Source organism: Formosa bonchosmolovskayae, from assembly GCF_051016085.1.
In the GTDB taxonomy this organism is placed as follows: Bacteria; Bacteroidota; Bacteroidia; order Flavobacteriales; family Flavobacteriaceae; genus Formosa.
On sequence record NZ_CP174605.1, the window covers coordinates 2,203,996 to 2,229,672 of the forward strand.

Genomic DNA, 25,677 nt, shown 5'->3' on the forward strand with positions numbered 1-25,677 from the left:
AGGGCAAAAGTATTCTATCTGCAAAATAAAGCATTTCATCGGTAAAATGTGCATTTCATTGATATAAAATGAAATATTAACGTTTTAAAGTGAAATGAGAACTAAATATTTGACCATTAGAGAGTGTTGTTGTTTATATTTTCAACTTTAGCAATTATTACTTGATTGATAACCGTGATTTGGAAACGTGTGGGATTGGAAATAAGAATCTCAATCCCATTGGTAATCTGCTCCAACAATTTCATCGGCGTTTAAAGTGTAAGTACTTCCGGTACATAAGGACAAATTGCTAGTTACTATGCCAGTGCTAGCATTAATAATGTCAATAGTTTGGTCGAAAAATGATTGTATAAATGGAGGTAAACCTTAGGTAGAGTTGTTTCTTCTTAAATTAATAGCATTATGCTCATATTGTGCAGATACACCTTGCACATTAGAATTAATTATAACACCTACATAAGGTAATATATTATATGTTGACGCAAGAGCTCTATAAATTTTACCATCAGGTCCTAATTTTAAGGCACCGCGATATAAATTTCTGTTATCTAAAATAATTTGGGGTCTCCATACAAATAAGCACCATTATCCATGATGTCGTGATTCTTATTGTAAACGGTAATACCAGCGGTATAAAATAGTAAGTTTCCATTCGCATCAGAAATAGAAGAAGACCCTTCCTTTATATTTAATTGTCCATTTAATATGGCAGTAACCTCATTCGTATTCGAATTAAAATTTATTCCTGCATATTTACCAAAATACCAATTGGCGGCTTCCTATTGCGCATACACAATACCAAGTAATAAAAACAAAATGGCAATTAAATAATTCTTCATTTATGGGAGGACTTTTCGAGTAGTCTCCCGAAAGATATTATAAATCTCTTTTCTCTAATAATTTAAATGACAAAAAGATAAAAATTGCTGTCCACGCTGTAACGATAATAATATCCGACGTGTGCACAGAATAGTCGTAAAACATCTCGGACTTCTCTGGAAATTTCGTCATCATTACACGCTGAAAAGGTTGTTTTATAAGATTATACATGGATTTTAGTGGAAAAAACCGCTGTATTTTCTCTGCAATTTCTGAATTTATTTGCCAAGTTAAAATCCCGAAAACCACCCATTCTACAATAAATAAAACAAATAGACCTCCTAATGCAAAAGCAGAGCGTTTTACCAACATGGCTAAAAATAAGCACAAACTAAAAAATCCAACAAGTTTTACAAAGTAAGCAAGTAAGAAATTAGTCTCTCTAAAAATAATACTTAACTCGTTATAACTTGAGTAATATAACCCAATACAAAGTGTTGCAACTCCAATTAAAACGGTAGCAATTAAAGAGAAAAATACAATGGTATAAAATTTAGATAAGATAAATTCTTTCTTACTCAGCCCATCGATTAGGTTCTGTTTAATGGTTTTATTACTGTATTCGTTCCCAATCATACTGACCACAACTATGGCAAAGAAAAATTTAAATTGCGAGGCGAAAAAAGTGGTGATATGCCAAATTATAGGGAAATTAAAAATGCCTAGTTCGCCTAATTCAAGCGTAAATAAGCCAAAGAAGTTTATTTTTATAGATGATAATATTAATACAGTAAACGGTAAAATAAATGAAATAAAAATCAACACTTTACTCGCGCGATTAAGTAGAAGTTTTTGTAATTCTAAATTTAAAAGTCGTAACATGGTCTTGATTTTTGGCTTATTGGTTGTCGGTTAATTGTAAAAATTGTTCTTCTAAACTCTGTTTACGTTTTACTAAATGTGATAAAAGAATACCTCTTTCAAATAACATTTTGTTTAATTCTAAGGCTTCCATAGGTTTGTTTAAAAGCACTTTTAAAATGGAGTTTTCTTCAGTGATGGCTCCAAATGCATCATTAAGTTCTAAGAACCCTTTTAGTAAAGTGTTGTCTTCCGCTTTTAATTCGAAGAAGCCATGGCTGGCAATCATCTCGTCTACGCGGCCAGAATATAATTTTACACCTTTTCGTAATACAACAACATGCGAACACACTTTTTCTACTTCATCTAATAAGTGGGAGGCTAATAATATAGTGGTTCCTTTCTGAGCAATTTGACGGATAATTTCTCTAATTTGATGAATTCCTTGCGGATCTAAACCGTTAGTAGGTTCGTCTAAAATTAAAATTTCAGGGTCATTTAATAGGGCTGAAGCTATAGCTAAACGTTGTTTCATCCCTAAAGAAAAAGATTGAAACTTACTGTGTTTTCTGTCTAACAGTCCAACAACGTCCAGTTTTTCTTCAATTTTACTATAAGTGATGCCTTTTATTTTACATACCAATTTTAGGTTTTGGTAAGCCGTCATATACGGGTAAAAATTAGGACGCTCAATAATAGCGCCTACTTTTTTTAAGGCATCGTGTGTAGAAACATCGCCACCAAACCAACTAAAATCGCCGGATGTTTTGTTAACCACATTTAAAACGATTCCGAGCGTGGTTGATTTTCCGCTTCCGTTGGGTCCTAAAATCCCGTAAACATTGCCTTTATTTATAGTAAAGGAAAGATTATTTACGGCGGTAAGTGGACCGAATTTTTTTGTAAGATTGGTAATTGTAAGTATGCCTGCCAAAATGGATGGTTTTAGTTGTTATATTAATAAGACGAATATCAATTAAATTTGTTACAAGCTAATAAAATAAAGCAGAAAATTGAGTAAATTTGTGAATATGGATGATTTAAAAATTTCAAAGAAGAAGCCTTCATTTCCTGTTATTAAGAAGTTAGACCGATATCTTTCTGAGTATAACAGAAATTTTGAACTGCCTATTTTTTACGATGATTTATTACGTTTTCAAGGCGCTATATCCGTTTTCGATAAGGACGATGAAGACACACTTTGGCTTCGGGTATATTATAATGAATACGACCGAAAGGAAATAGATTTAGCGTTAAAGCGGGTGTATTCAAACTTGGTTTCTGATGGTAGTGAAAAGATATTTCAATTCCTAAATGTAGATAGTATTGATTTTTGCACCTTTGGTAATTCGCAACCCTTCCGTATTAAAGTGCGTAATATTTTAAACGATAACTACACGCATTTCTACATTAAAAAGGCCGATGCTTCTCGTATCTATGGCTTAGAACTCGAGCATATGCTATCTCCAAATAGTCTTAACTTTTTGGTGTATAAAGATACGTTGATTGAAGAGCATATTGCAGGTATTCCTGGAGATGTGTTTATAAAAGATATGTTACCAAACTGTACAAAGCCAGAAAAAGCACAAATTGCCAAAGAGTTTGTAAAATTTAACGAACGTTGTATGATTCGTTTATTAGGGGATATGCGTTCTTATAACTATGTTGTAATTCCGACTCACGATTTCGATCAGATTGTATATAAAGTACGCGCTATAGATTTTGACCAACAATGTTACGAAGGTAAATTTAATATTTACCGACCACAGTTTTTTAAGGAAAACTATCAAATGGTTAAACTCGTCAAAGAAAAAATTAGTGAAGCCTCTATAGATCAATATAAAGTTGAAGAGCGTTCTATTATAGCTAAACGTGTAATTAGTTATAACAAACGCCTTACAAAGTTAATTGACTGTATGATGCATGATAAAATTTCTACAGATGAAAATTTAGAGCAATTAAAATCTGTTATCTACGATTATACCTTAGATATGAATTTTAAATACTGTAAGACTATGGGCGAAATTTTAAAACATGCTTTAGCCTTCGTAAAACGTAATTACGAAGACGTTAACATGAAAAAGATATTGTAATTAATTCCAATTTTCGTCGAAATCCAAATCGTCGTAATCTTCTAAATCCATATCGTCTTCAAACTCATTGAAGTCGTCAAAATCATCCTCAGCTTCGAAGTTTCGTTCAGGAACTTCGGCTGGAATTTGACCGTGAACAAACATTAAATTAGGATAATCTACGCCTTCTACTTCGCTTGCAATTTCTCCTAACTCTACGAAGAAAGTCCACATATTAAAGAAATCGTACACATAGATTAGTTTGGTGTTTTCACTATTTACAATCGTATCTAAAACGGTTTCATTCATTAAGCTTACAGCTTCTTGACCGTCGCTTAAATCGAATAAAGAAAATTCTTCACCCTGATTCCACTCATCGTCACTTTTGTAAAATGATGCCATTTCAGTTCCGTCAAAACCAAAAGCTTGGGTAATAATATTGTGTAAATCTTCTAAGGTGTCTGTTTTACGAAGTTCTAAATCGCGAAAGACATCCTCTTCTGTATCGTTATCTAAGATTACTCTAAATCTATAAATCATGCTAAAAAATTAAGGGGTAAAGATACTATTTTTATGATTATTTGCTAAAGCGATGTAACATAAATGTCATTGCCGATAATAAGAAAAATGCACCAACTTGATGCAATACGCCAAGCCAAACTGGAACGTATAAAAGTAGAGTAGAAACACCTAAAATAAATTGAAATACAACCAATATAAGTAAGGCATTTATAGCTGTTTTCTGATTATTTGTGACTTGTAATTTCTTCGATTTGTACCAAAGTAAAACAATTAAACCAACTACTACATAGGCTAGCATGCGGTGTACAAACTGAATACCACTAGGGTTTTCAATTAGATTTTTATAAAAAGGTTCCATTACGTATACCGTAGGGTGCATAAATTTACCTTCGTTCATTAATGGCCAATGATTGTGCACCAATCCAGCTTTTAATCCCGCAATAAAGGCGCCATAAATGATCTGAATTAATAGTACGATATAAGTGACTATGATGAGGTTTCTATATTTAGAATTAACCCATTTTTTACTCGGATAAATTAAATCTAAGGCTACCCAAAGTGTTGCAGCGAATGTTAAAAAGGCCGCAGTTAAGTGTGCGGCTAGTCTAAAATGACTAACATCTGGCATATCTACCAAGCCACTTTTTACCATGTACCAACCTAAAAAGCCTTGAAAACCACCCATGCATAATAAAATGATGCATTTTTTTATAGTCGATTTTTTTAGCTGTTTTGTTATTAAAAAATATACAAAAGGGAAAAAGAACACCAAGCCAATAACACGGCCTATTAAGCGGTGAAACCACTCCCAGAAGTAAATGCTTTTAAAATCGTCTATAGTAAAGTGCGAATTGTAATGTTTAAATTCGGGATGTTGTTTATACAATTCGAAAGCATCATGCCACTCTGCATCTCCCATAGGGGGCAAGGTACCCGTGATAAGTTTGTAGTTAGAAATTGAAAGGCCAGAATCTGTAAGGCGCGTTATACCGCCCACTATAACCATGATAAAGATTAAAACACATCCGGTTAATAACCAGTAAATTACGTTTTTGTTGTCTTTTGTTTTCATTCTAACACATTTATAATTACGACTTAAGGCTAGCTGTTAATCCCATTTTCTTTCCAACCTTTAACATTAATTGAAAGGCGGCTTCGTATTCATTTGGAATGTCTCCTTCTAAGATGGCTTCTTTAATAACATCTTTTATCATGCCTATTTCTTTAGAAGGTTTTAAACTAAATGTTGCCATAATCTCTTCTCCGGAAATTGGAGGTTGAAAATTACGTACATGATCTCGTGCTTCAACTTCAACAATTTTATCTCTTACAATTTTAAAATTGTTGTGATATTTCTTGAATTTTTTCGGATTCTTAGTGGTGATATCTGCCTCACATAACGTCATTAAATCTTCTACAGCATCTCCTGCATCGAATACTAAGCGTCTAACGGCAGAATCTGTTACAATATCTTGAGCTAGAACAATAGGACGGGAGCTCATAAAGACCATTTTCTGAACAAACTTCATCTTGTCATTTAATGGCAGTTTTAAACGCTTGAATAAATGATAAGTCATTTTAGAACCTTCAAATTCATGTCCGTGGAATGTCCAACCTACTTTTTTACTAAATCGTTTTGTTGGTGCTTTTCCAATGTCGTGTAGTAACGCAGCCCAACGTAACCAAAGATTGTCGGTGTGTTTAGCAATATTGTCTACAACCTCTAATGTATGATAGAAATTGTCTTTATGGCGTTGGCCTTCAACTTCATCAATACCCTTTAAGGCTGTTAATTCTGGTAAAATAAAATCAAGAAGTCCTGTTTTTTCTAACAATAAAAATCCGACAGATGGGGTTTTGCTTTCTAGAATTTTATTTAGCTCGACAATAATACGCTCCTTTGTAATAATTTTTAAACGCTCACTATTTCTAGTAATCGCATCTAAAGATTTTTCTTCAATTACAAAGTTTAATTGCGATGCAAATCGCACAGCACGCATCATACGTAAAGGGTCGTCGCTATATGTAATATCTGGATTTAAAGGTGTTCGGATAATTTGATCTTTTAAATCTTGAATACCTTCAAACGGATCTAACAAATCTCCAAACCGATTTTCGTTTAAATCGAGAGCCAAGGCATTTATAGTAAAATCACGACGGTTTTGGTCGTCTTCCAGTGTGCCGTTCTCTACAACAGGATTTCTACTATCTTCGTTGTAAGATTCTTTTCTAGCGCCTACAAATTCAATTTCAATTCCGTCGTAACGCAACATGGCGGTACCGTAGGTTTTAAAAACTTGAACTTTAGGTTTGTTCGGTAAATTTTTTGCGACTTGTCTAGCTAAGTTAATACCGCTACCAATGGCAACGACATCAATATCTTTTACACGGCCACGATTTAAGATAAAATCGCGAACAAATCCGCCAATTACATAACTATCGAGATCTAATTCTTTTGCAGATTTAGAAATGATTTTAAAAATTGGGTTCTGTAGTGCTTCTTTGTAATTCATTTATGAAATTCCAATGTTCGAGCATCAAATTTTAAACTTAAATAGCGTAACATTTGATGCTCGAAATCTGAGATATTACTCTCGTATAACTTTCACAACACCACTATTACTCAACTTAATAATAGACGACGGTTTTGTGTTCTTTTTTTCGTGGTGCAAATTTACGACATAGTCTACACCTTTTAAAATCTCGGGAGTGATTTCTTTAAATGATTTTGGAGTGGGTTGTTTACTAATATTTGCAGAAGTAGACACGATTGCTCCATTAAATCTTCTCGATAACTGAAAGCAAAATTCGTCATCAGGAATACGAATCGCGATGGTGTTATCTTCTGCAATTAAATTCGGAGCCAGATTTTGTGGTTCGTCGTAAATAATAGTAATCGGTGTTTCGTGTATGTCGAATAAACTATAAGCGGCTTCTGGAATTTCTTTTACATATTTCTTCAGCATACGGTCGTCTGCAACAAGACAAATTAAAGCTTTGCTATCCTGGCGTTGCTTTAGTTTAAAAATTTTATTTACAGCCTCTTCATTGTTTGCGTCGCAACCAATGCCCCAAACCGTATCTGTAGGATAAAGTATGAGTCCACCTTCTCTTAATATTTTTAACGCGGTTGTAATTTCTTTTTGCATTATATGTTCAAATAATTAAAAACAATTTCTGCAAATTTAGGATTAATCTCGGTACATTTTTGAAATAATCTGAATTAGGATTATGTATATCGTTATAAAATTTTGAGTGGTACAAATCAAGATGCTTCATTTTAGCTAGCTAAACCGATATATTAGACTTATTTATAGTTCGTCTCAATGGTGTTAAACATATATATTGTTAAATAGAGGTTCTTATAATTGGAAGCGTGGAATGGGAAGTAGTGCTATTTTTTGTTCTTAGTTTTATCGAGTTTGCTGGTGGAGCGATAGATTTCTAAGATTGGAATTTAGTATTGCCACTATAAATGTTGTAATTTTGTTGCGCAATTTAAGTGACTTATAAAGCGTGCTTAATTTTAATTAATAGGGATTAAAAAAATGAAAGAGAAAAAAGTATTTAATGAATCATTTACTGATGCGCAAGGTGTTATAAATGAATTTATAAAGAATTTTTCTAGCTTAGGAGAAGAACGGATACATCAAGAGCGAAATACAATTAAGGTATTTCCTTTACACGATGGCTTAATTAATATAAAAGCGTTTAAGGTTCCTAATGTCATTAATCAAATTGCTTATAAGTTTTTTAGAAAGAGCAAGGCACAACGCTCTTTCGAATATGCCAATATTCTTAAAGAAAAAGGAGTAGGGACGCCAGAGCCTATTGGGTATTATGAGTATACTTCACCGTTAGTTTTTAAAAGTAGTTATTATATAAGTGAACAATTAGAAAGTGAATTTACATTTCGCGAGCTGTGTCGCGATTTAAATTATCCCGATCATGAAGCGATTCTTCGCGGATTTACACGGTTTACATTCGATTTACACGAAAAACAAATTAACTTTTTAGACCATTCGCCAGGAAATACTTTAATTAAAAAAATAGGAGAAAATTACCAGTATTATTTAGTCGATTTAAATAGAATGGAATTTGGCCCAATGAATTTTGAAACGCGCATGAAAAATTTTGGAAGATTAACGACTCATAAATCTATGATAGAGGTAATGAGCGACGAGTACGCAAAATGCTCTGGAGAATCTTTCGACAAAATTTATACCGCTATGCAAGGGTATACCGATACCTTTCAGGAACATTTTCATAAAAAGAAACGACTGAAGAAGAAATTAAAATTCTGGAAAAAATAGCATGCTCCTCAAGTGTGTGATTGGGTTCGGTAAACAGCCATACTTTTGAATAGGAGGAGTCTAAAATCAAGCTTTAATTTTAAAAGCAAGTGGACGGACTACTATTTGTAAAATCCTAATTGCTTTTTAAGTTTTCGACGGTAATATTTATAATTCGATAGCATTTTGTTTTTAGTACTTAATAGCGTCCAATGCGATTGATCTTGAAAATCGTGTCGGATAGATTCTTCTGTTGTAGACGAAAAAGTAAACCGCTTGAAAAAGTGCTCTAAATTTACCGCGTCATAACCCGTGAACTCATTCACCTTATTTTCGGTATGAATTATAGAACACCATATGCGGTGATCTTTAATTTGAATTAAGTTTTTTTCCTTTTTCCAGTTGCCATGTGTTTTACTCCACACCGTCATCGGATTATCGTTTTTTTCGATTAAAGATATAAACGGGTTAAATTGATGTAGTTTTTTACCTAAACGGTAAGGTTTTGAGGTGTTAAGTGTATACCCGTTAATAAAATCTATAGCGAGAAATGGCTTTTCTATAAATTGTTGCTGAATAATATCGATATAATCCTTACTAACCGAGTCGTCATTGTCCAGTCTAGACGTAATGACATAATCAGCATCGCTGGCTTTTATATAGCTCTGGATAGCGGGTAAATACGCATCCATACCATCTACAAAAAACGGCTTGAAATTTGGAAGCTTAGCTTCAATATCCGAAATAATAGCTCTAAACTCTGCTTTTGTAGAGGAGTCGAAATACACTAACCATTCAAAATTTTTATTAGTTTGGTTAGAAATAGTAGATAAACAGAAATCGTTAAATAACCTAAATCTGTTGTAATGCCATTCATCTGTAAGTACTTCAACGTTATTTTTATTGGTGACCCAATCCTTCTTTTTAAGATTAAAACGTGTAATTACAAAATGTTTAAACATGACTTTTTTGTGTAAAAATAAAATAATAAATGTGTTATAAGGCGTAAAATTTTTAGGACGCTAAGACCTTCCTTTTCGTAATAACCAAAGTTTTACATACCTCATAAAAATAACATAGCCTTGGATATATCCTATGGTTAACCCAACTACACCATCTCTAAACCCGCTTTGGATAATATAATGTTTAAAAAAGCCCCAGAATGGTTTTATAACAAAATGATAGGGTGTAAGCTTGCCTGTTTTCTTATCGTAATCTTTAGCTTGCCACCAAGCGTAGCGATTCATTTTCTCGATGTACTTATCAAAAGTTATATAGGTATTGTGATATAACTTATTCTTTAGGCGTCCTACATTACCATTTGTTTTAATTTCGGCATGAACACGTTTGTCTTGGTAGACGCAAAAATCACGTTTAAACAGACGAATAACACTATCGTTTCTCCAGCCACTATAATGTACGCGTTCACCCATAAAATGATTCATTCTACCAATCCAATATGCCACAACATCAGGTTCTGGTTGTTTTAGGATGTCTAAAATTTCAGCTTGTAATTCTGGTGTTACGCGCTCGTCTGCATCTACTAACAAAATCCATTCATATGTCGCTTGCGGAATCGCCCAGTTTTTTTGAGATGCCGAATATTCATATTCTCTTCGTATTACTTTAGTCGCTAAAGTAAGTGCTTTTTCGTACGTACCATCGGTACTAAAACTATCTACGACTAGAATTTCATCTGCGAATTTCACCGATTTAATAACGGCTTCAATATTATGTATTTCGTTACCCGTAGGGATAATTGCAGTAAGTTTGGTCATGAAATTTTATTAAGTACAAAATAAGCGTTCTGTAAGAGTAATAGTAATTAAAAAAAGTTGCTCTTTTTGTTTACTATTGCAAAATTAATTTTAATTCGTCTGAAACAAAGGGAATAGCAATATTTAAGGTGAAATTAGTCGTAAATACTTCTTAACTTCCAGAAATTATGGTGCTTTTTAATACTTTTACATTTTAAACCACTATTTAATAGATGCTATTATGTAGCCTTGGTTTATTGTTTATTAAATTAATCAAAACTTTACATCTGTGAAACAACCCAATATATCTATTATTATAAGTACTTATAATTCTGAAGCCTGGTTAGAAAAGGTATTATGGAGTTATGAAGCTCAAAATTATAAAGATTTTGAAATTGTTATCGCAGACGATGGCTCTAAAGAACCCACGTTAAATTTAATTGAAAAGATGAAAAAAGAGGTGTCTTTTCCTATAGTTCATGTGTGGCATGAAGATCGCGGATTTCAAAAATCACAAATTTTGAATAAAGCTGTTTTAGCATGTTCGTCAGATTATATTTTAATGAGTGATGGTGATTGTTTGGCAAGAGAAGATTATGTGAAAGTACATATAGATTTCAGAGAAAAAGGCTATTTCTTATCTGGTGGATATTATATGCTTCCTATGGATATTTCAAATAAAATCACCAAAGAAGATATCTTATCGCAGTCATGTTTTAATCTATTTTGGTTAAAACAACACGGTTTAAAATCGTCTTTTAAAAATAATAAACTAACAGCTTCAGGTGTAATAAGTAAATTATTAAATAGATTTACTCCTACCACTGCAAGTTGGAACGGACATAATGCTTCTGGATGGAAAGCAGACATTATTGCAGTGAACGGTCTCGATGAACGTATGCAATATGGTGGACAGGATAGAGAATTAGGGGAGCGTTTATTTAATTATGGTATAAAGTCTAAGCAAATTCGTTACAGTGCGATTTGCTTGCATTTAGATCATCCTCGAGGTTATAAAAATCAGGAATCTATAAATAAAAATTTAGCTATTCGAGCGAAGGTGAAATCGGAAAACTTAAAGTGGACTGAATTCGGAATTAAAAAAGGTTAATGTAATCTCTTTAAGAATGTTTCTAAATCATTCTCAAAATAGGCTAGCTTAAAGTCTAAATATAATGCAGTTGCCCTAGATTTTAATTTTTTAGGATGATCAGTATCTAGGTAAACATTTGGCTGGTAATCTTTAAGATGTACAGATACGTGTTTTTGTCCGTCGTCAAACATATTCCAAGCTTCTTTTTTTATCCAAGGAGAGAATATAGTAAAGGTTGGTATATTTAGGGCTTTTGCCATATTAATAGCACCACCTTCGTTACCAATAAGAGCATCACAATGTGAGGTAATACCTAAGAAATCTCTAAGATTTTGTCCGAGAATATTAAAGTAAATATGTTTTTTGGCAAAGTCAGAACATAAAGAAAAAATGGCCTGCGCATCTGCCTCTTGATTGGGGATGTAATTAAATAAGATCTGACTTTCGGGTGTTGTTAAAACAATGTTATCGATGACTTTTGCCATATATTCAAACGGATAGGTTTTATTAGCTCCGCTTCCTAAAACACCAATCATAAATAGTGGTTTCTTTAAATCTATGCCGTTAGATTCTAAAAATTGTTTGGCACCGTGCTGTTCTTTTTCGGCAAGATAGATCTTTGGTCGCACAATTCTTAAAGGGTCTAAATCTAAAGGTTTTAATAATTGTAAACGATTCTCTATAGCTAATCCCGCATTTGTGTTAGCCGTGAGCTTATTTTTAAAAGTATAATTGTAAATAAAAGATTTTCGACCTTTATCTATAGAAATTTTAGTGTTTGCACGCGATAAGAATGTGATAAGCTTACTCGATAATTTAGAATACACATCAATTACAATATCAAACTTTTCTTTGCTTAATTGCTTTGCAAAATTATAAAGTTGGAATTTACTTTTTTCCTGTTCAGAAGTAAAAAAATGAAAGTAATCTATAAACGGATTGTTCATAACCACAGGATATGTATGTGAGTTAATTACATAATGTAATTCGGCTGTAGGGTATGTATGCTTTATGGCTTCAAACATAATACTTGTGGCCAATACATCGCCAATCATTTTCTGCTGTATGATTAAAACTTTCAAATTAAAATTAATAGTTTAGTTAAAAAAAGTTGACCCCGATATATTTCATGTTTCTGAAAATTATCGAGGTCAAAAAATAAATTATTTTATTTATACAGCCACGTTATTATCACGAAGTGCATCATTTAAAGACGTTTTCTTATCTGTACTCTCTTTACGTTTTCCGATAATTAAAGCACAAGGTACTTGAAATTCTCCAGCAGGGAATTTTTTAGTATAACTACCAGGGATAACAACAGAACGTGCAGGAACTCTACCTTTTGTTTCTACGGGAGTATCTCCAGTAACATCAATAATCTTAGTACTCATAGTTAATACAACATTGGCACCTAAAACAGCTTCTGTTTCTACGTGAACACCTTCAACAACAATACAACGTGATCCAACAAAAACATTATCTTCTATAATAACCGGAGCCGCTTGTAAAGGTTCTAAAACACCACCAATACCAACACCACCAGAAAGGTGAACATTTTTACCTATCTGAGCACAACTACCAACAGTTGCCCAAGTATCTACCATAGTTCCTTCGGCTACATATGCACCAATATTTACGTAACTAGGCATTAAAATTACACCAGAAGAAATGTAAGCACCATGACGTGCTACAGCATGAGGTACAACACGAATTCCTTTTTCTGCATACCCTGTTTTTAACGGAATTTTATCGTGAAATTCTAAAGGACCACATTCTATAGTTTCCATTTTCTGGATAGGGAAATACAGCACAACACCTTTCTTTACCCATTCGTTAACTTGCCATCCATTCTCGGTTGGTTCTGCAACGCGTAATTCTCCAGAATCTAAAAGAGAAATTACTTTTCTTATCGCTTCGATGGTTTTAGTTTCTGACAATAGAGCTCTGTTTTCCCAGGCTTCTTCTATGATAGACTGTAATGCTTTCATTCTAAATTTTTTTATTTTTTCAAATATACTTTTATAATTCATCACCTTAAAATGGAAATCATAAAAAATATCTAATTCTTTATCAGACTAATCTATATTAATATGTACATGAAATAGTAACTTTGTAAAAAAAATTAAGATGGCAAGAATTTTAGCAATAGATTTTGGAAAGGTAAGAACAGGATTAGCGATAACCGACGAACTTCAGATAATAGCCTCTGGACTTACAACGGTAAACACTAAAGAGTTAATTCCGTTTTTAAAAGATTATATCGCTAAAGAACATGTCGAGCTGTTTGTTGTTGGAGAACCCAAACAAATGGATGCCACGGCCTCGGAAAGTGAAGCTTTAATTATCCCATTTCTTCAAAAATTGACTAAAGCTATTCCGCAAATCCCTGTTATACGTGTAGACGAACGGTTTACCTCTAAAATGGCTTTTCAAACTATGATAGATGGCGGTCTGAAAAAAAAGCAACGAAAAAATAAAGCTTTAATAGACGAAATTAGTGCGACTCTAATTTTACAGAGTTATTTATATTCTAAGTAAAAGGTTTTTTTACCGATAAAAATACTGGTTTTTAGCTATTTGTCGAGTATTCGTAGGACTTTGACTAAATTTTTTATAGAAACTAAAGTTAGCGAGTATATTCGTTTCAAATTAGTTAATGCTATGAACTATAATAAGTTAATGTTTCTTGTAATTATATTGGGGCTTAGTTCTATCTCGCTTAAGGCACAGAACGAAAATATTAAGGAAATAAATCCGGTTGTTTTAAACAAAACACTAGATGTTAATTCCATTCTTGAAGACACTCAAGTTCCTGCTAAACTTAAAGATTTACAAATCGCAAACAGACATCTTGATTTAATAAAAGCTACGGTGAGAGCTAAAATTAAGTGTACTTCGGACTTATTCATTATTATAAATAATAAAGTAGCTTGCTAAAAGCTAAAATCTTCTTAAAATTTGAAACTCCTAACTAAAGGAGTTTTTTTATTATAGGCTATTAACGGTAAGAATTGTATTTTTGCATTTCAATTTTTACAACGCACAAAAATGATATTACCAATAGTCGCATATGGCGATCCCGTATTAAAAAAAGTTGGACAAGATATAGATCCGGATTATCCGAAATTAGATGAACTTTTGGATAATATGTTCGAAACCATGTACAATGCATATGGCGTAGGACTTGCCGCGCCACAAATAGGCTTGCCAATTCGTTTATTTGTTATAGATGCCGCTCCTTTTGCAGACGATGAAGATTTGTCTGAAGAAGAACAAAAAGAATTAACGGGATTTAAAAAAGTGTTTATTAATGCAAAAATTACCGCTGAGGAAGGGGACGAATGGGCATTTAATGAAGGCTGTTTAAGTATTCCTGATGTTCGTGAAGATGTTTTTAGAAAATCTAAGGTAACTATTGAATATCAAGATGAAAACTTCGAAAAGCATGTCGATACTTACGACGGGCTTGTAGCACGCGTTATTCAGCATGAATACGACCATATTGACGGAATTTTATTCACAGAAAAACTATCGACCTTAAAAAAACGTTTAATTAAAGGACGTTTAGAGAACATCTCTAAAGGAAAAGTCAACGTGGAATACAAAATGAAATTTCCAAAACAAAAAAAGAAACGATAATATTTGTAATACCCACACAAACACAAGATATTTGCCATCTTTTAAAAATTAATTTATGAGCTTAGATAAAGTATTAGCTATTTCAGGAAAACCAGGATTATACAAGTTAATCATGCAAACGCGTAACGGATTTATTGCAGAATCTTTATTAGATAATAAAAGACTGTCTGTAACAATGAATCATAACGTAAGTGTGTTAAGCGAAATTGCTATTTATACGTTAACAGAAGAAGTACCTTTAAAAGTGGTTCTTCAAACTATTGCAACAAAAGAAAACAACGGACCTTCAAGTATTAGTCATAAAGACAGTAAAGATAAATTAGAAGAATATTTCTTTGGAATTTTACCTGAATACGATGAAGACCGTGTATATCCAAGCGATATTAAAAAAGTAATTCAGTGGTATAACTTACTTCAAAAAAATGATTTATTAGATTTTGAAAGTGAATCTGAAGCATTAGAAAATGAAGAAGCAAATGAAAATGCTGTTTCTGAAAAAGAATAAAATCACACATTAAACAAACATATTAAAGTCCGACCTAGAGTCGGACTTTTGTTTTTATTACCTTTAAACTAATAAAAAGTCTATAAACCTATCTTATGAATACACGTGCCAAACAATTAGAAGCTTTCGATAGATTATTAACTATTATGGATGAATTACGCGAGCAATGTCCGTGGGATAAAAAGCAAACTATGGAAACCTTAAGACATTTAACCATAGAAGAAACTTACGAGCTTGGCGATGCTATTCTAGACAACGATTTACAAGAAATTAAAAAGGAATTGGGAGACGTACTACTTCATATCGTGTTTTATTCTAAAATAGGAAGCGAAACTAATGATTTTGATATAGCCGATGTATGTAACGGTATATGCGACAAATTAATAAACAGACATCCACATATATATGGCGACGTAAAAGTTGAGAATGAAGAGGATGTTAAACGTAATTGGGAAAACTTAAAGCTAAAAGAAGGGAATAAAAGTGTTTTACAAGGCGTTCCAAACAGTTTACCGGCATTAGTAAAAGCAAGCCGTATACAGGAAAAAGTTGCTGGTGTTGGTTTCGATTGGGAAGAGCCACAACAAGTATGGGAAAAAGTAGAAGAAGAACTTGAAGAATTTAAAGTTGAAATTGCCTCTGGAAATCAGGATGCTATGGAAGACGAGTTTGGAGATGTGCTGTTTTCACTCGTGAATTATGCTAGATTTCTTAAAATTAATCCAGAGAATGCATTAGAACGCACCAATAAAAAATTTAAAAAACGCTTTGAATATTTGGAAGCAAAAGCTAATCTTTTAAATACGTCTTTAGCAGATATGACGCTCTCTGAAATGGATGTCTTTTGGGAAGAAGCAAAGAAACTTTAGCCTTTTAAAAAATGTTCGTAGTCCAAAAGTTGGTTTTATGCGTATATATTATTAGAATGACATAATTCTTCATAGATTAAGATTAATAGCATAATCCTTATAATTAAAAGGATGTCGTTCTTTTAAGTTATTTCTTTATAGGTTAGGGAATAATAATAAGTTTAGTACGTAATACAATCCTACTTGAATTTAATTTCAGGTAGGATTGTGTTTTTTATAAGGTACTGTTTATTCCGATTTTTTCTCTTTAGGTCTAATAATCATTCTAAACGATTGATCTTTATTTATGTAGTATCCCATCCAATCGTAAAAGGCACGCATTCTGTTTCTAAAACTAACCAGTGACATAATATGAACAAAAATCCATACAAACCATGCGATAAATCCTTTTAAAAAGAACTTTTGGTCTGGACCATCTGTTACCGCTTTATTACTTCCTATTATGGCCATCGAGCCTTTATCAGAATATTTAAATGGTTCCCAAGCGTTAGATTTTAAGTTTTTACCTAAATTTTTAGCTTGTTGAATGGCTACTTGAGCCAATTGTGGATGTCCGTTAGGATAATCTTTATCACCAATTACAATGGCTGTATCACCTAATGCATATATATTAGTATAACCTTCTACTAAATTATGACTGTTGGTTTTTAAACGTTTTCCTCTACCATAATTGTCCTCCTTAAAACCGTCAAAAGTTCGAGCCGAAATTCCCGCTGCCCAAATTAAGTTTCTAGAATGTATTTCTGTACCGTCGGAAAGGGAAACAACATCATCCTTAAAATCTTTTACAAAGGTGTTAAGCTTAATAATTACCCCATACTCTTGTAACTTTTCGTAAGTGTAATTTTGAGTCCTTTTAGACATTGCTGCAAGTACAGCATCCTGCCCGTCTATCAAATATATGTTTCCTAAATCTTTAGGATTAAGTTCTGGATAATCTTTTTCTAAAATATGTAAACGCATTTCAGAAAATAAACCAGAAAGCTCTACACCTGTAGGACCAGCTCCTGCAATTACAAAGGATAGTAATTTTTTACGTGTATTTGGGTCTTCAATTCGTGTAGCACGTTCTAGACGCGTAAAAACGAGGTTACGTAATGCCAACGAATCCGATATTGTTTTCATTGGTAAGCTTAATTCTTCAATGTTTTTATTACCAAAGAAATTGGTTTCTGCCCCCGAAGCCATTACTAGAATATCGTAATGCAATTCCCCATTACTCAGAATAATTTTATTCTCTTCTGGAATAACTCTTTGCAATTCTCCCATTCTAAATTTTACATTTTCATGCTTTCTTAAAATTTTTCTGAACGGGTAACTAATTGCAGATGGTTCCATAAAACCTGCAGCAACCTGATATAATAAAGGTGGGAAAAAATTATAATTATTTAAGTCGACTAGTATCACATTAAATTGGTGCGCATGCTTCATTTGATTAATGAATTCTAAGCCTGCAAAACCACCACCAACAACAATAATTGTTTTCTTATTTTCCATAGTAATAAGGTTTGATTTGGATGTATTAGCGTCAAAGATAATGTGGTTTTTTCTAATAAAACAGTAACTAGCGCATTAGATTTTTCGCAATCGTTTTCGAACGTAAACTTATCTGTATAAGTAGGTATTTGCTTTATTATTAACCTCAAAGCACAAAAAAAGACCACTCAAAATAAATATGAATGGTCTTAAATTATATCAGCTTATGTTTAGTATAAAGCTTTTATTTTACTCAGTTTTGTTTTCCAAAGTTTTAAAGAATCTTTATGTCTTGCAATATTTGCATGTACTTCTTTAACCAATGGATTGTCGGCTTTTACATTTGTAAAAAACTGTAAGTTGTTTTCTAACTGATTAATTTCAGCTTTAACTTCGTCAATCTTTTTTCTAATAAATAAACGTTCGTTGTCTAAATGTCTAGAGTCGTCTGCATTGCTTAGCTCGTCTAATTTGTTTTCAAATTTAATAAGTTCGGCTTCATTTTTACTCACTTTTACTTGTTTGAAAAGATCGTCTAATGCTTTATTAAATTTACCTTCAATAAAACGTTTATTACTTGGTACACGCCCAATTTCTTTCCAAGCAGAGATTTGGGTTTTTATAAGTTCTAGATCGCTTTCTTTTTCTCCGGTAAATTCTACTGTTTTTAAACTGTCTAATAATTCCGATTTAGCCTTAAATGCCTCAACTTCAACTTCGTTTTCTGCATTCTTTTTAGAGTGCATTTTATCGAAATACGCATTACACGCTGCTTTAAATTGCTTCCAAATTTTATCGCTATCCTTACGTGGCACATGACCGATTTTTTTCCAATCGTTCTGTATACGTTTCATAAGAGGTGTGGTCGCTTCAGTATCTGTGCTATCTTTGTGCTCTTCGGCAATTTTAATTAGCTCTAATTTTTTCTGAAGATTATCGAATTGTTCTTTCTTTAAATCTTTATAGAACACATTCTTTTTGCGATTAAAAGATCGTACCGCTTCTTTAAATTTAGCCCAAGTAGATTCGTTTACCTTTAACGGAACTTTTCCAGCACTAAAAAATGCTTCTCTTAATTGTTCAATTTCTTTAATTTTTGCTTGCCAACCGTTGTGAGATTTTGCTCCTTCGTTAGTTAAGCTTTCTATTTTTTGAATGATTAAAGTCTTCTTCTCTAAATTTACTTCGTAAACTTTATCCAACTCGTCGTAATAGGCCTGACGCTTATTATGTATAATTTTTGTAGCCGCTTTAAATCGGTTCCAAATTTCTTCTCGGTGTTCTTTAGAAACAGGGCCTAACTCTTCCTTCCACATTTTATGAAGCACTTGTAATTCTCTAAACGAGCGATTAGTATCGTCGTCTTGAGCTAATTCTTCAGCACGTTCAATAATTTTTAATTTTAAATCGAGGTTATGTTTGAAATCTAAATCTCTTAAATCGCGATTTAAATGAAGAAAATCGTAGAAGATTTCGACATGGTGGTGGTAACTGTTCCAAGCATTATTGTATTTATCTCTTGGGATAGGACCCGCCGTACGCCACTGTTCTTGTAAATCTTTAAAATGTTTATAGGTGGTGTTTATGTTTTCTTCGACACCAATTAGGCTTTTAATCTCTTCGATAATACGAAGTCTATTTTCAAGGTTTCCTTTTAGATTGGTTTCAATTTTTTTATAATGCTGATGTAACTGACCTTTATAGTCTTTATACGCATCTTTAAATCGTTTTTGCACTGGGCTAGAGTAGTAGAAGTCTATTTCGTTTCCGCCGTCGTTTAAAAATTCTTCCTTTTTTTCGTCGATTAACGTATTAAATTTAGAATTAAATTCGTTTTTAATACCATCTACATGTTCTTTAATCGCTTGAACTTTTTCTGTAGAGACCAATTTTTCAAGCTCGATAACTAACGCTTCTAACGACATGGTGTCGTATTCTTTAAACGGAATAGTGTGTCGCTCGTTGTTGCCTTCATCTTCAGCATCTTCAGCATTTGAAGCTTCTATTTCCTCAAATACTACATCTTCATTATTAGGATCAACTTCAGATATAGGAGTTGTTTCTGTTTGCGATGTTTCTTCGGTAGTTGTTTCTATCGGTTTTTTTTCTTCGTTTCCGTCTACAGGTTGTAGGTTATCTTGCTCTGACATTTAAAAAATGTTTTGGTTCGTAATTATAAGTCTCTAAAGATACTAACAACTCGCATAATTACAAAGTGTTGTATAATTTTAATGAGACCGTTTGTTTGAATTATAAATTCCAGATTTTCCAAGCTTTTTCGGCTTGATAAACCAGCATTTTTAGTCCGTTTAAAGTGGTCGCTTTTTGCTCCCGTCCTTTTCTTAAAAATGTGGTTTCACTGGGGTTGTAAATTAAATCGAAAAGTAAATGTTCGTCTGTAAGTAGTTGATAGGGAATGTTTGGGCAATCTTCTACATTTGGAAATGTACCCACAGGAGAACAATTAATTATTACTTTATAAGTATCCATAACGTCAGACGTTAAGGCGTCGTAACTTATAGTCTGATCGTTTTTAGGCGATCTTGATACGTATTTAAATTTTATTTTTAATTTTTTTAAAGCAAATGCAATGGCTTTGCTGGCTCCTCCGGTACCTAAAATTAAAGCATGATTGTGGTAAGGTTTTAAATAGGGTTCGATCGATTTTTTAAAGCCGTAATAATCGGTGTTACTCCCAATTAGCTTACCTTTTTTAGTGACTTTAATTGTATTTACAGCTCCAATTTTTTTGGCTTTTTTATCTAATTTGTCTAAAAATGGAATCACTTGTTCCTTATAAGGAATGGTAACATTTAAACCTTTTACTTCGGGATGATTTGTAAATATGAGAGGGAATTCTGAAATATTGTCTAAGTCAAAATTTTGATATGTGGTGTCTGTAATTTTTAAATCTTCAAACTTTTGCTTGAAATAAGAATTAGAAAACGAATACGAAATTTGCTTTCCAACTAGTCCTAATTTATTCATGATTGGTTCGTGTTTTTTCGCCATAAATTTCCAACATTAAAACAATGCCAATGCCAACAATAATGAGCGCAATAGCAATTAATGTTTCCGAATTTAAATCGGGTATATAGCGTATATAATTGGTAACAACTTTAGATCCTGTAGAATCTAAAGCTACTTCACCAGATTCTAAAGTTTTATAAATGGTTTGTTTCCATGGCCAAACAACGCCCAAAGAGCCAACAATAAATCCTATAATAGAGGCCATTGTAATACTCTTGTAATGTTTTAAAATATAACTTAAAAGATGAGAAAATGTAACAAGACCAGCAAAAGATCCTAAAGTAAATACAGCCAATACTTTTAACAACTGAATGCGGGCAAGATTTGTCATGAAACTAAAATCCCACCGAATAATATCTGCAATGGTATCGTATAATGCGTTAACCGAGTCGACTAAAAGTAGCACATAATTCCCGAGTAAAATTAATATAAATGATCCCGAAAAGCCAGGAAGCGTCATTCCTGAAACACTAATTATACCGCAGAAAAAGACAAACCAAAGATTGTCGTTTTCCTTCGCCGGGTCTAGAAAACTAATGCTAATCCCGAGCACAGTACCAATTAGTAAGGCGATTATGGTTTTATAATTCCAATCTTCAAAATCTTTACTAATGTAGTATATAGAACCTACTATCATCCCGAAAAACACACTCCAAACAAAAAGCTCGTAATGTTGAATTAAGAAATCTAAAATTTTAGAAATACTGAAATAACTAATAATCATTCCTAAGAACAATAGACTTAAGAATTTACCATTGATATACTGATAAAACAATCTAAATCTACCGTTAATAAGGAGCTTAAAAGCTTTTCCGTTAAATTTCTGGAGCGAGTATATAAACTCTTCATAAAAGCCAGAAACAAAAGCTACAACACCACCAGAAATTCCAGGAACCTTATTCGCGGCACCCATACCTAATCCTTTAAGGACTAAGAAAATTTTATCGGATAATGTTCTTGTGCTCTCCATTAACTCTTTTTATTTCCTATTTTTTCTAAAATAAAGATAGTTAAAAAACCAAATACCATAAGAGCTATGGCAGGTATTAAATGCGAATCTATTTGATTCATTTCTGAATACACAGAAGGTATCGTACTGCTTTCGGAAACCGTTTTATAGGCATCTGTAATTTGAGATTGTTTTTCGAAGATGGAAAGTGTTCCTAAGTTCGATACATCAGAAAAAGGAATAATATTACCGGTCTCTTTATCTATAACGGTATCGGTTAATTTCCAAGGCCATACTTTGTTTAAAGATCCAAAAATAAATCCTGTTAATACCGCTAAGGTTGTATTGTGATAGTTTTTAAATAACCATTTTAATAAATGACTAAAACTTAATAATCCGATGACTGCTCCTCCAGCAAATAATGCAATTTTCTTAAAATCGAAATCATGGAAAGCATCGCTTAATGTTTTATAAGCGCCCAAAATAACAAGTATAAACGAACCTGAAATTCCTGGTAAAATCATTGCACATATGGCAATAGCTCCTGCGAAAAATAAAAACCACGGACTGCCGTTGTTGTTTAAAGAGGGTAGGGTAGTAATGTAAAATGCAAGAACAGCACCAATAACTAAGCTCACCGTAGTGCCTAAATCCCACCGATTTATTTGTTTTCCAACAAAGTAAATACTTGCTATTATTAAACCGAAGAAAAACGACCATATTAGAACAGGATGGTGCTCAAGTAAGTATTTAGCAACACGCATAAAAGAAACAAAACTTACAATTATACCTGTAAGTAACGCCATTAGAAAGTTACCGTTTAATTGTTTCCAGAATGCAGAAAAACCGTCTGTTCTTAAGGTTTTAAATAATGATAGGTTTACATTACTAATTGTAGAAATAAGTTCTTCGTAAATTCCAGAAATAAAGGCTATTGTTCCGCCGGAAACTCCAGGAACTGCATCTGCAGCACCCATTGCCATTCCTTTAAGAGAAATTATAAGATAGTCTTTTAATTGTCGTTGCATTTTCAGGTTTTAAAATAGAAACCCAAAGGTATGAATTTTACCTAGATAGCCTGAACTAATCTTTTGCTTTAAGTGCTTTTTTTACGAGCTTAGATTTGTAAGTTTCTGGAAAAAGCTCTTCAATAATAAATACGTATTCTGGATTATAATGCAAGCCATTTTTTAAGTGAAACGATGCTTTTTCAACTTCATTACCTTTAAAGTACAAACCCGCTAGTCTGTATTCTATTTCTGCATTTTCAGGATAAAATTCTGCTGCTTGTAAAAGATTATAAATAGCCGCTTCAGGTTCACCAATTTTTATTAAAATATCGCAACGAGAGATCCAAGTGTTTAACTCGTAATTTCCTAACTCAATGGCTCTTTTGTAACCTTCTTCGGCCTCTTCTAAGAAGTTTAAACGATGATTAATTTGCGCATACAGTTTCCAATATTTTACATTTTCACCATCAATATGTATAGCCTTGTTAATATAGTACAAGGCTTTTTGAAAGTTCTTTTGTTTACTGTAAAAACGTGTAATAGCAACCCAACCTTTATCTAATAACGGATCTTCATGTACGGTTCTGTAAAAATATTTAACCGCTAAATCTTTTTTGCCTAATTTCTCATAACAATGTCCAATACGTAACAAAGCAAAAGATGTAGGGTCTTCTAAAGATAAAGAGGTTGTATAACTCTCTATAGCATCTTCAAAACGTTTTAATTTTTCAAGAACCTTTCCTTTTTCAATATAGGCGCCAACAAATGTATCGTCGGATATAATAGCGAAATCGTAAGCAGCAATAGCTTTCTTGTATTTTTTTAAGGCAAAATATTGTTTACCTAATTGATGCCAAGCCACTTCACTGTATGGGTTTTTATCTAAATACATATTAAGGTATTCGATAGCCTCATCGTATTGCTCTAGGAATTCGAAACAATAAATCATATTATATAATGCAGAATAATCATCAAGATCTTCTTCCAAGCATTTTATAAAACTATCTTTTGCTTCTTCAAATTTATCAAGGAATAAATACTCCATGCCTATTAATGAGTATAAATCTGCAGTTTCTTCAGATAACTGAATCGCTTTTTTTAAGACATCAATCGCTTCTTCATGCAAATCTCTTTTAGATAAAATATTTGCTTTCTGAATATAAATTTCTTCGTTTTGAGGTTCTAACGTATATAAATCATTTAGCATCGTATCGGCTTGCTCCAATTTGTTTTCGAAGACAAATACTTCAATTTTAAACAATTTTAAATTGGTAGACGACGGATGTTGGTCTAGGCCTAATTTTATAGCTTTTTTGGCTAAAGTAATTTTACCTAAATCTAAATAATAATGAATGATATTCTCGAACTCTTCCGAATCAAAAAACAAAACATGATTTGTTTTGAGCATAGATTCAAACTTAGTTAAAGATAATTCGTTGTTGTTAGGACTGAACTCCATAGGCAGCTATATATGGTTTCTTATACCATTAAATGTAATGACCAAATTTACGCATTATTAAAAAACGATATGAATCTTTTCAACAAAGTAATCAACAGTAGGAAATTATGAAAAGATTAATTTGGATTAATGTGTTGTTGTTTAGTTGTTTATGTTGCTTAGGATGTTGATAATAATCTCGCAACCTTCCTCTATTTCTGCTTTAGAAATGGTTAAAGGTGGTGTTATCCGGATGGCTTTGGGTTCGAAAAGTAACCAAAACGCTATTAAGCCTTTATTTTGAGCTTCTAAAATGACCTGATTTGTAATTTCGGCACTAGGTGTTAAGGCGGCTAGCATTAAGCCTTTTCCTCGAATTTCGGTGATTAAAGGGTGTTTTAATAACTGCCTAATGAGTTGTTCTTTTTCTAAAGCTTCGGCCATTAAATTACTTTCTGTAATTTCTTTTAAGGTTGCTAAAGCGGCAGCGGCAATTACAGGGTGCCCGCCAAAAGTTGTGATGTGTCCCATTTTAGGATCATCTTTTAATTGCTGCATGAGTTTGGTCGATGCTGTAAATGCTCCGATAGGCATACCACCTCCCAAACCTTTGCCAGTAACTAGGATATCTGGGGTGCAATTGTAATTTTCAAATCCGAAAAGTTTTCCCGTTCTCCCTATTCCAGGCTGAATTTCGTCTAAAATTAACAGGGCGCCAACAGCTTCGCATTTTGCTTTTACTTTAGATAAATATCCGTTTAAAGGCTCTAAAAATCCTGCACCACCTTGGATAGTTTCTAAAATAACAGCCGCTGTTTTAGTTGTAATCTCCTTTAAATCGTCTACATTATTAAATGTAATTAATTTTGTGCCTGGCACTAATGGGCGATAAGCTTGTTTGCGCTCTTCGTATCCCATAACACTCATAGAACCCATGGTGTTACCGTGATACGCATGTTTTGCTGCTATTATTTCCGCACGTCCTGTAGCACGTTTCGCTAACTTTAAAGCCCCTTCAATAGCTTCTGTTCCTGAATTTACGAGGTAAGTTTGTTCTAAAGGTTCTGGTGTATGACTTGCAAAAAACTGAGCCAATTCTACTGCAGGTTTCTGAATATATTCTCCATACACCATAACATGCATATATTTATCTAACTGATCTTTGATGGCATTAACAACTTTAGGATGACTATGTCCTAAACTACATGCCGATACACCTGCTACAAAATCTAAATACGCTTTATTATTAGTGTCGTAAATATAAGATCCTTTTGCGTGCGAAATTTCCATGGCTAAAGGAAAAGGTGATGTTTGAGCTTGATATTTGAAAAAGGCGTCTTTCATA

General features: G+C 32.9%; 26 protein-coding genes. 9 read left to right on the top strand and 17 right to left on the bottom strand.

The genetic code is table 11. The features are described from left to right. The first annotated feature begins 705 nt into the window (after nucleotides 1-705). Entirely contained in the window at nucleotides 706-831 is a 126-nt protein-coding gene (locus tag ACKC83_RS09390; RefSeq protein WP_434035305.1) for a hypothetical protein, read from the top strand. Between the two features lie 45 nt (nucleotides 832-876). On the opposite strand, the gene ACKC83_RS09395 is transcribed toward ACKC83_RS09390, so the two are convergent. Then, the gene (locus ACKC83_RS09395; RefSeq protein ID WP_434035306.1) at nucleotides 877-1,701 is read right to left on the bottom strand and encodes an ABC transporter permease; all 825 of its coding nucleotides are present in this window, start codon (nucleotides 1,699-1,701) and stop codon (nucleotides 877-879) included. A gap of 16 nt (nucleotides 1,702-1,717) precedes the next feature. Further along, the gene (locus tag ACKC83_RS09400) at nucleotides 1,718-2,614 is read right to left on the bottom strand and encodes an ABC transporter ATP-binding protein (RefSeq protein WP_434035307.1); all 897 of its coding nucleotides are present in this window, start codon (nucleotides 2,612-2,614) and stop codon (nucleotides 1,718-1,720) included. Between the two features lie 97 nt (nucleotides 2,615-2,711). Between ACKC83_RS09400 and ACKC83_RS09405 the strand changes: the two genes are divergently transcribed. Then, nucleotides 2,712-3,773, top strand: coding sequence for a hypothetical protein (locus ACKC83_RS09405; RefSeq protein ID WP_414037312.1), 1,062 nt, complete (start codon nucleotides 2,712-2,714; stop codon nucleotides 3,771-3,773). On the opposite strand, the gene ACKC83_RS09410 is transcribed toward ACKC83_RS09405, so the two are convergent. The 4 genes from ACKC83_RS09410 to ACKC83_RS09425 all read right to left on the bottom strand — a co-directional run bounded on the left by ACKC83_RS09410 (nucleotide 3,774) and on the right by ACKC83_RS09425 (nucleotide 7,423). Next, the gene (locus ACKC83_RS09410) at nucleotides 3,774-4,292 is read right to left on the bottom strand and encodes an IS1096 element passenger TnpR family protein (protein WP_414037311.1); all 519 of its coding nucleotides are present in this window, start codon (nucleotides 4,290-4,292) and stop codon (nucleotides 3,774-3,776) included. A gap of 37 nt (nucleotides 4,293-4,329) precedes the next feature. Continuing rightward, entirely contained in the window at nucleotides 4,330-5,346 is a 1,017-nt protein-coding gene (locus ACKC83_RS09415; RefSeq protein WP_434035308.1) for a COX15/CtaA family protein, read from the bottom strand. A 16-nt stretch (nucleotides 5,347-5,362) separates the two neighbouring features. Further along, nucleotides 5,363-6,787: a CCA tRNA nucleotidyltransferase gene (locus ACKC83_RS09420; protein ID WP_434035309.1), complete on the bottom strand. Its 1,425-nt coding sequence runs from the start codon at nucleotides 6,785-6,787 to the stop codon at nucleotides 5,363-5,365. 75 nt (nucleotides 6,788-6,862) lie between these two features. Next, nucleotides 6,863-7,423: an L-threonylcarbamoyladenylate synthase gene (locus tag ACKC83_RS09425; RefSeq protein ID WP_434035310.1), complete on the bottom strand. Its 561-nt coding sequence runs from the start codon at nucleotides 7,421-7,423 to the stop codon at nucleotides 6,863-6,865. 399 nt (nucleotides 7,424-7,822) lie between these two features. Between ACKC83_RS09425 and ACKC83_RS09430 the strand changes: the two genes are divergently transcribed. Next, a complete protein-coding gene (locus tag ACKC83_RS09430; RefSeq protein WP_434035311.1) occupies nucleotides 7,823-8,587 on the top strand; it encodes a Kdo domain containing protein in 765 nt (254 codons plus the stop codon). 101 nt (nucleotides 8,588-8,688) lie between these two features. Here the strand turns inward: ACKC83_RS09430 and ACKC83_RS09435 are convergent, their stop codons facing one another. Both ACKC83_RS09435 and ACKC83_RS09440 read right to left on the bottom strand, forming a co-directional pair. Then, nucleotides 8,689-9,528 carry a glycosyltransferase gene (locus tag ACKC83_RS09435; RefSeq protein WP_434035312.1) on the bottom strand — a complete coding sequence of 280 codons (840 nt, stop codon included), beginning with the start codon at nucleotides 9,526-9,528 and terminating at the stop codon, nucleotides 8,689-8,691. Between the two features lie 60 nt (nucleotides 9,529-9,588). After that, a complete protein-coding gene (locus tag ACKC83_RS09440) occupies nucleotides 9,589-10,344 on the bottom strand; it encodes a glycosyltransferase family 2 protein (protein WP_434035313.1) in 756 nt (251 codons plus the stop codon). Between the two features lie 268 nt (nucleotides 10,345-10,612). Between ACKC83_RS09440 and ACKC83_RS09445 the strand changes: the two genes are divergently transcribed. Further along, the gene (locus ACKC83_RS09445) at nucleotides 10,613-11,434 is read left to right on the top strand and encodes a glycosyltransferase family 2 protein (RefSeq protein ID WP_434035314.1); all 822 of its coding nucleotides are present in this window, start codon (nucleotides 10,613-10,615) and stop codon (nucleotides 11,432-11,434) included. Here the strand turns inward: ACKC83_RS09445 and ACKC83_RS09450 are convergent. After that, nucleotides 11,431-12,498: a glycosyltransferase family 9 protein gene (locus ACKC83_RS09450; protein WP_434035315.1), complete on the bottom strand. Its 1,068-nt coding sequence runs from the start codon at nucleotides 12,496-12,498 to the stop codon at nucleotides 11,431-11,433. The genes ACKC83_RS09445 and ACKC83_RS09450 overlap by 4 nt on opposite strands. 90 nt (nucleotides 12,499-12,588) lie before the next feature. Continuing rightward, nucleotides 12,589-13,404: a 2,3,4,5-tetrahydropyridine-2,6-dicarboxylate N-succinyltransferase gene (locus ACKC83_RS09455; protein ID WP_414037302.1), complete on the bottom strand. Its 816-nt coding sequence runs from the start codon at nucleotides 13,402-13,404 to the stop codon at nucleotides 12,589-12,591. Nucleotides 13,405-13,543: 139 nt separating this feature from the next. Between ACKC83_RS09455 and ruvX the strand changes: the two genes are divergently transcribed. From ruvX to mazG, 5 genes are all read left to right on the top strand, one after another. Continuing rightward, a complete protein-coding gene (ruvX, locus tag ACKC83_RS09460; protein ID WP_414037301.1) occupies nucleotides 13,544-13,954 on the top strand; it encodes a Holliday junction resolvase RuvX in 411 nt (136 codons plus the stop codon). 123 nt (nucleotides 13,955-14,077) lie between these two features. Next, a complete protein-coding gene (locus tag ACKC83_RS09465; RefSeq protein ID WP_434035316.1) occupies nucleotides 14,078-14,353 on the top strand; it encodes a hypothetical protein in 276 nt (91 codons plus the stop codon). Between the two features lie 111 nt (nucleotides 14,354-14,464). Further along, complete coding sequence (gene def, locus ACKC83_RS09470; RefSeq protein WP_434035317.1) at nucleotides 14,465-15,055, top strand: peptide deformylase; 591 nt, start codon at nucleotides 14,465-14,467, stop codon at nucleotides 15,053-15,055. A gap of 55 nt (nucleotides 15,056-15,110) precedes the next feature. Beyond that, nucleotides 15,111-15,560 carry a DUF5606 family protein gene (locus tag ACKC83_RS09475; protein WP_434035318.1) on the top strand — a complete coding sequence of 150 codons (450 nt, stop codon included), beginning with the start codon at nucleotides 15,111-15,113 and terminating at the stop codon, nucleotides 15,558-15,560. A gap of 95 nt (nucleotides 15,561-15,655) precedes the next feature. Then, entirely contained in the window at nucleotides 15,656-16,429 is a 774-nt protein-coding gene (gene mazG / locus ACKC83_RS09480) for a nucleoside triphosphate pyrophosphohydrolase (protein WP_434035319.1), read from the top strand. A gap of 228 nt (nucleotides 16,430-16,657) precedes the next feature. On the opposite strand, the gene ACKC83_RS09485 is transcribed toward mazG, so the two are convergent. From ACKC83_RS09485 to ACKC83_RS09515, 7 genes are all read right to left on the bottom strand, one after another. After that, nucleotides 16,658-17,926, bottom strand: coding sequence for an NAD(P)/FAD-dependent oxidoreductase (locus tag ACKC83_RS09485; RefSeq protein ID WP_414037296.1), 1,269 nt, complete (start codon nucleotides 17,924-17,926; stop codon nucleotides 16,658-16,660). Between the two features lie 209 nt (nucleotides 17,927-18,135). Beyond that, nucleotides 18,136-20,055 carry a DUF349 domain-containing protein gene (locus tag ACKC83_RS09490; protein WP_434035320.1) on the bottom strand — a complete coding sequence of 640 codons (1,920 nt, stop codon included), beginning with the start codon at nucleotides 20,053-20,055 and terminating at the stop codon, nucleotides 18,136-18,138. Between the two features lie 100 nt (nucleotides 20,056-20,155). Next, nucleotides 20,156-20,917 carry a shikimate dehydrogenase family protein gene (locus ACKC83_RS09495; RefSeq protein WP_434035321.1) on the bottom strand — a complete coding sequence of 254 codons (762 nt, stop codon included), beginning with the start codon at nucleotides 20,915-20,917 and terminating at the stop codon, nucleotides 20,156-20,158. Continuing rightward, the gene (locus ACKC83_RS09500; RefSeq protein ID WP_434035322.1) at nucleotides 20,886-21,905 is read right to left on the bottom strand and encodes a DUF368 domain-containing protein; all 1,020 of its coding nucleotides are present in this window, start codon (nucleotides 21,903-21,905) and stop codon (nucleotides 20,886-20,888) included. Before ACKC83_RS09500 ends, ACKC83_RS09495 begins: the two co-directional genes overlap by 32 nt. Beyond that, nucleotides 21,905-22,912, bottom strand: a complete 1,008-nt coding sequence (locus ACKC83_RS09505) for a DUF368 domain-containing protein (RefSeq protein ID WP_434035323.1) — start codon at nucleotides 22,910-22,912, stop codon at nucleotides 21,905-21,907. Before ACKC83_RS09505 ends, ACKC83_RS09500 begins: the two co-directional genes overlap by 1 nt. A 55-nt stretch (nucleotides 22,913-22,967) precedes the next feature. Beyond that, nucleotides 22,968-24,353, bottom strand: a complete 1,386-nt coding sequence (locus ACKC83_RS09510) for a tetratricopeptide repeat protein (protein ID WP_434035324.1) — start codon at nucleotides 24,351-24,353, stop codon at nucleotides 22,968-22,970. A 141-nt stretch (nucleotides 24,354-24,494) separates the two neighbouring features. After that, on the bottom strand, nucleotides 24,495-25,676 hold the full coding sequence (locus ACKC83_RS09515) for an aspartate aminotransferase family protein (protein ID WP_434035325.1): 1,182 nt from the start codon (nucleotides 25,674-25,676) through the stop codon (nucleotides 24,495-24,497). Nucleotide 25,677 lies beyond the last annotated feature (1 nt).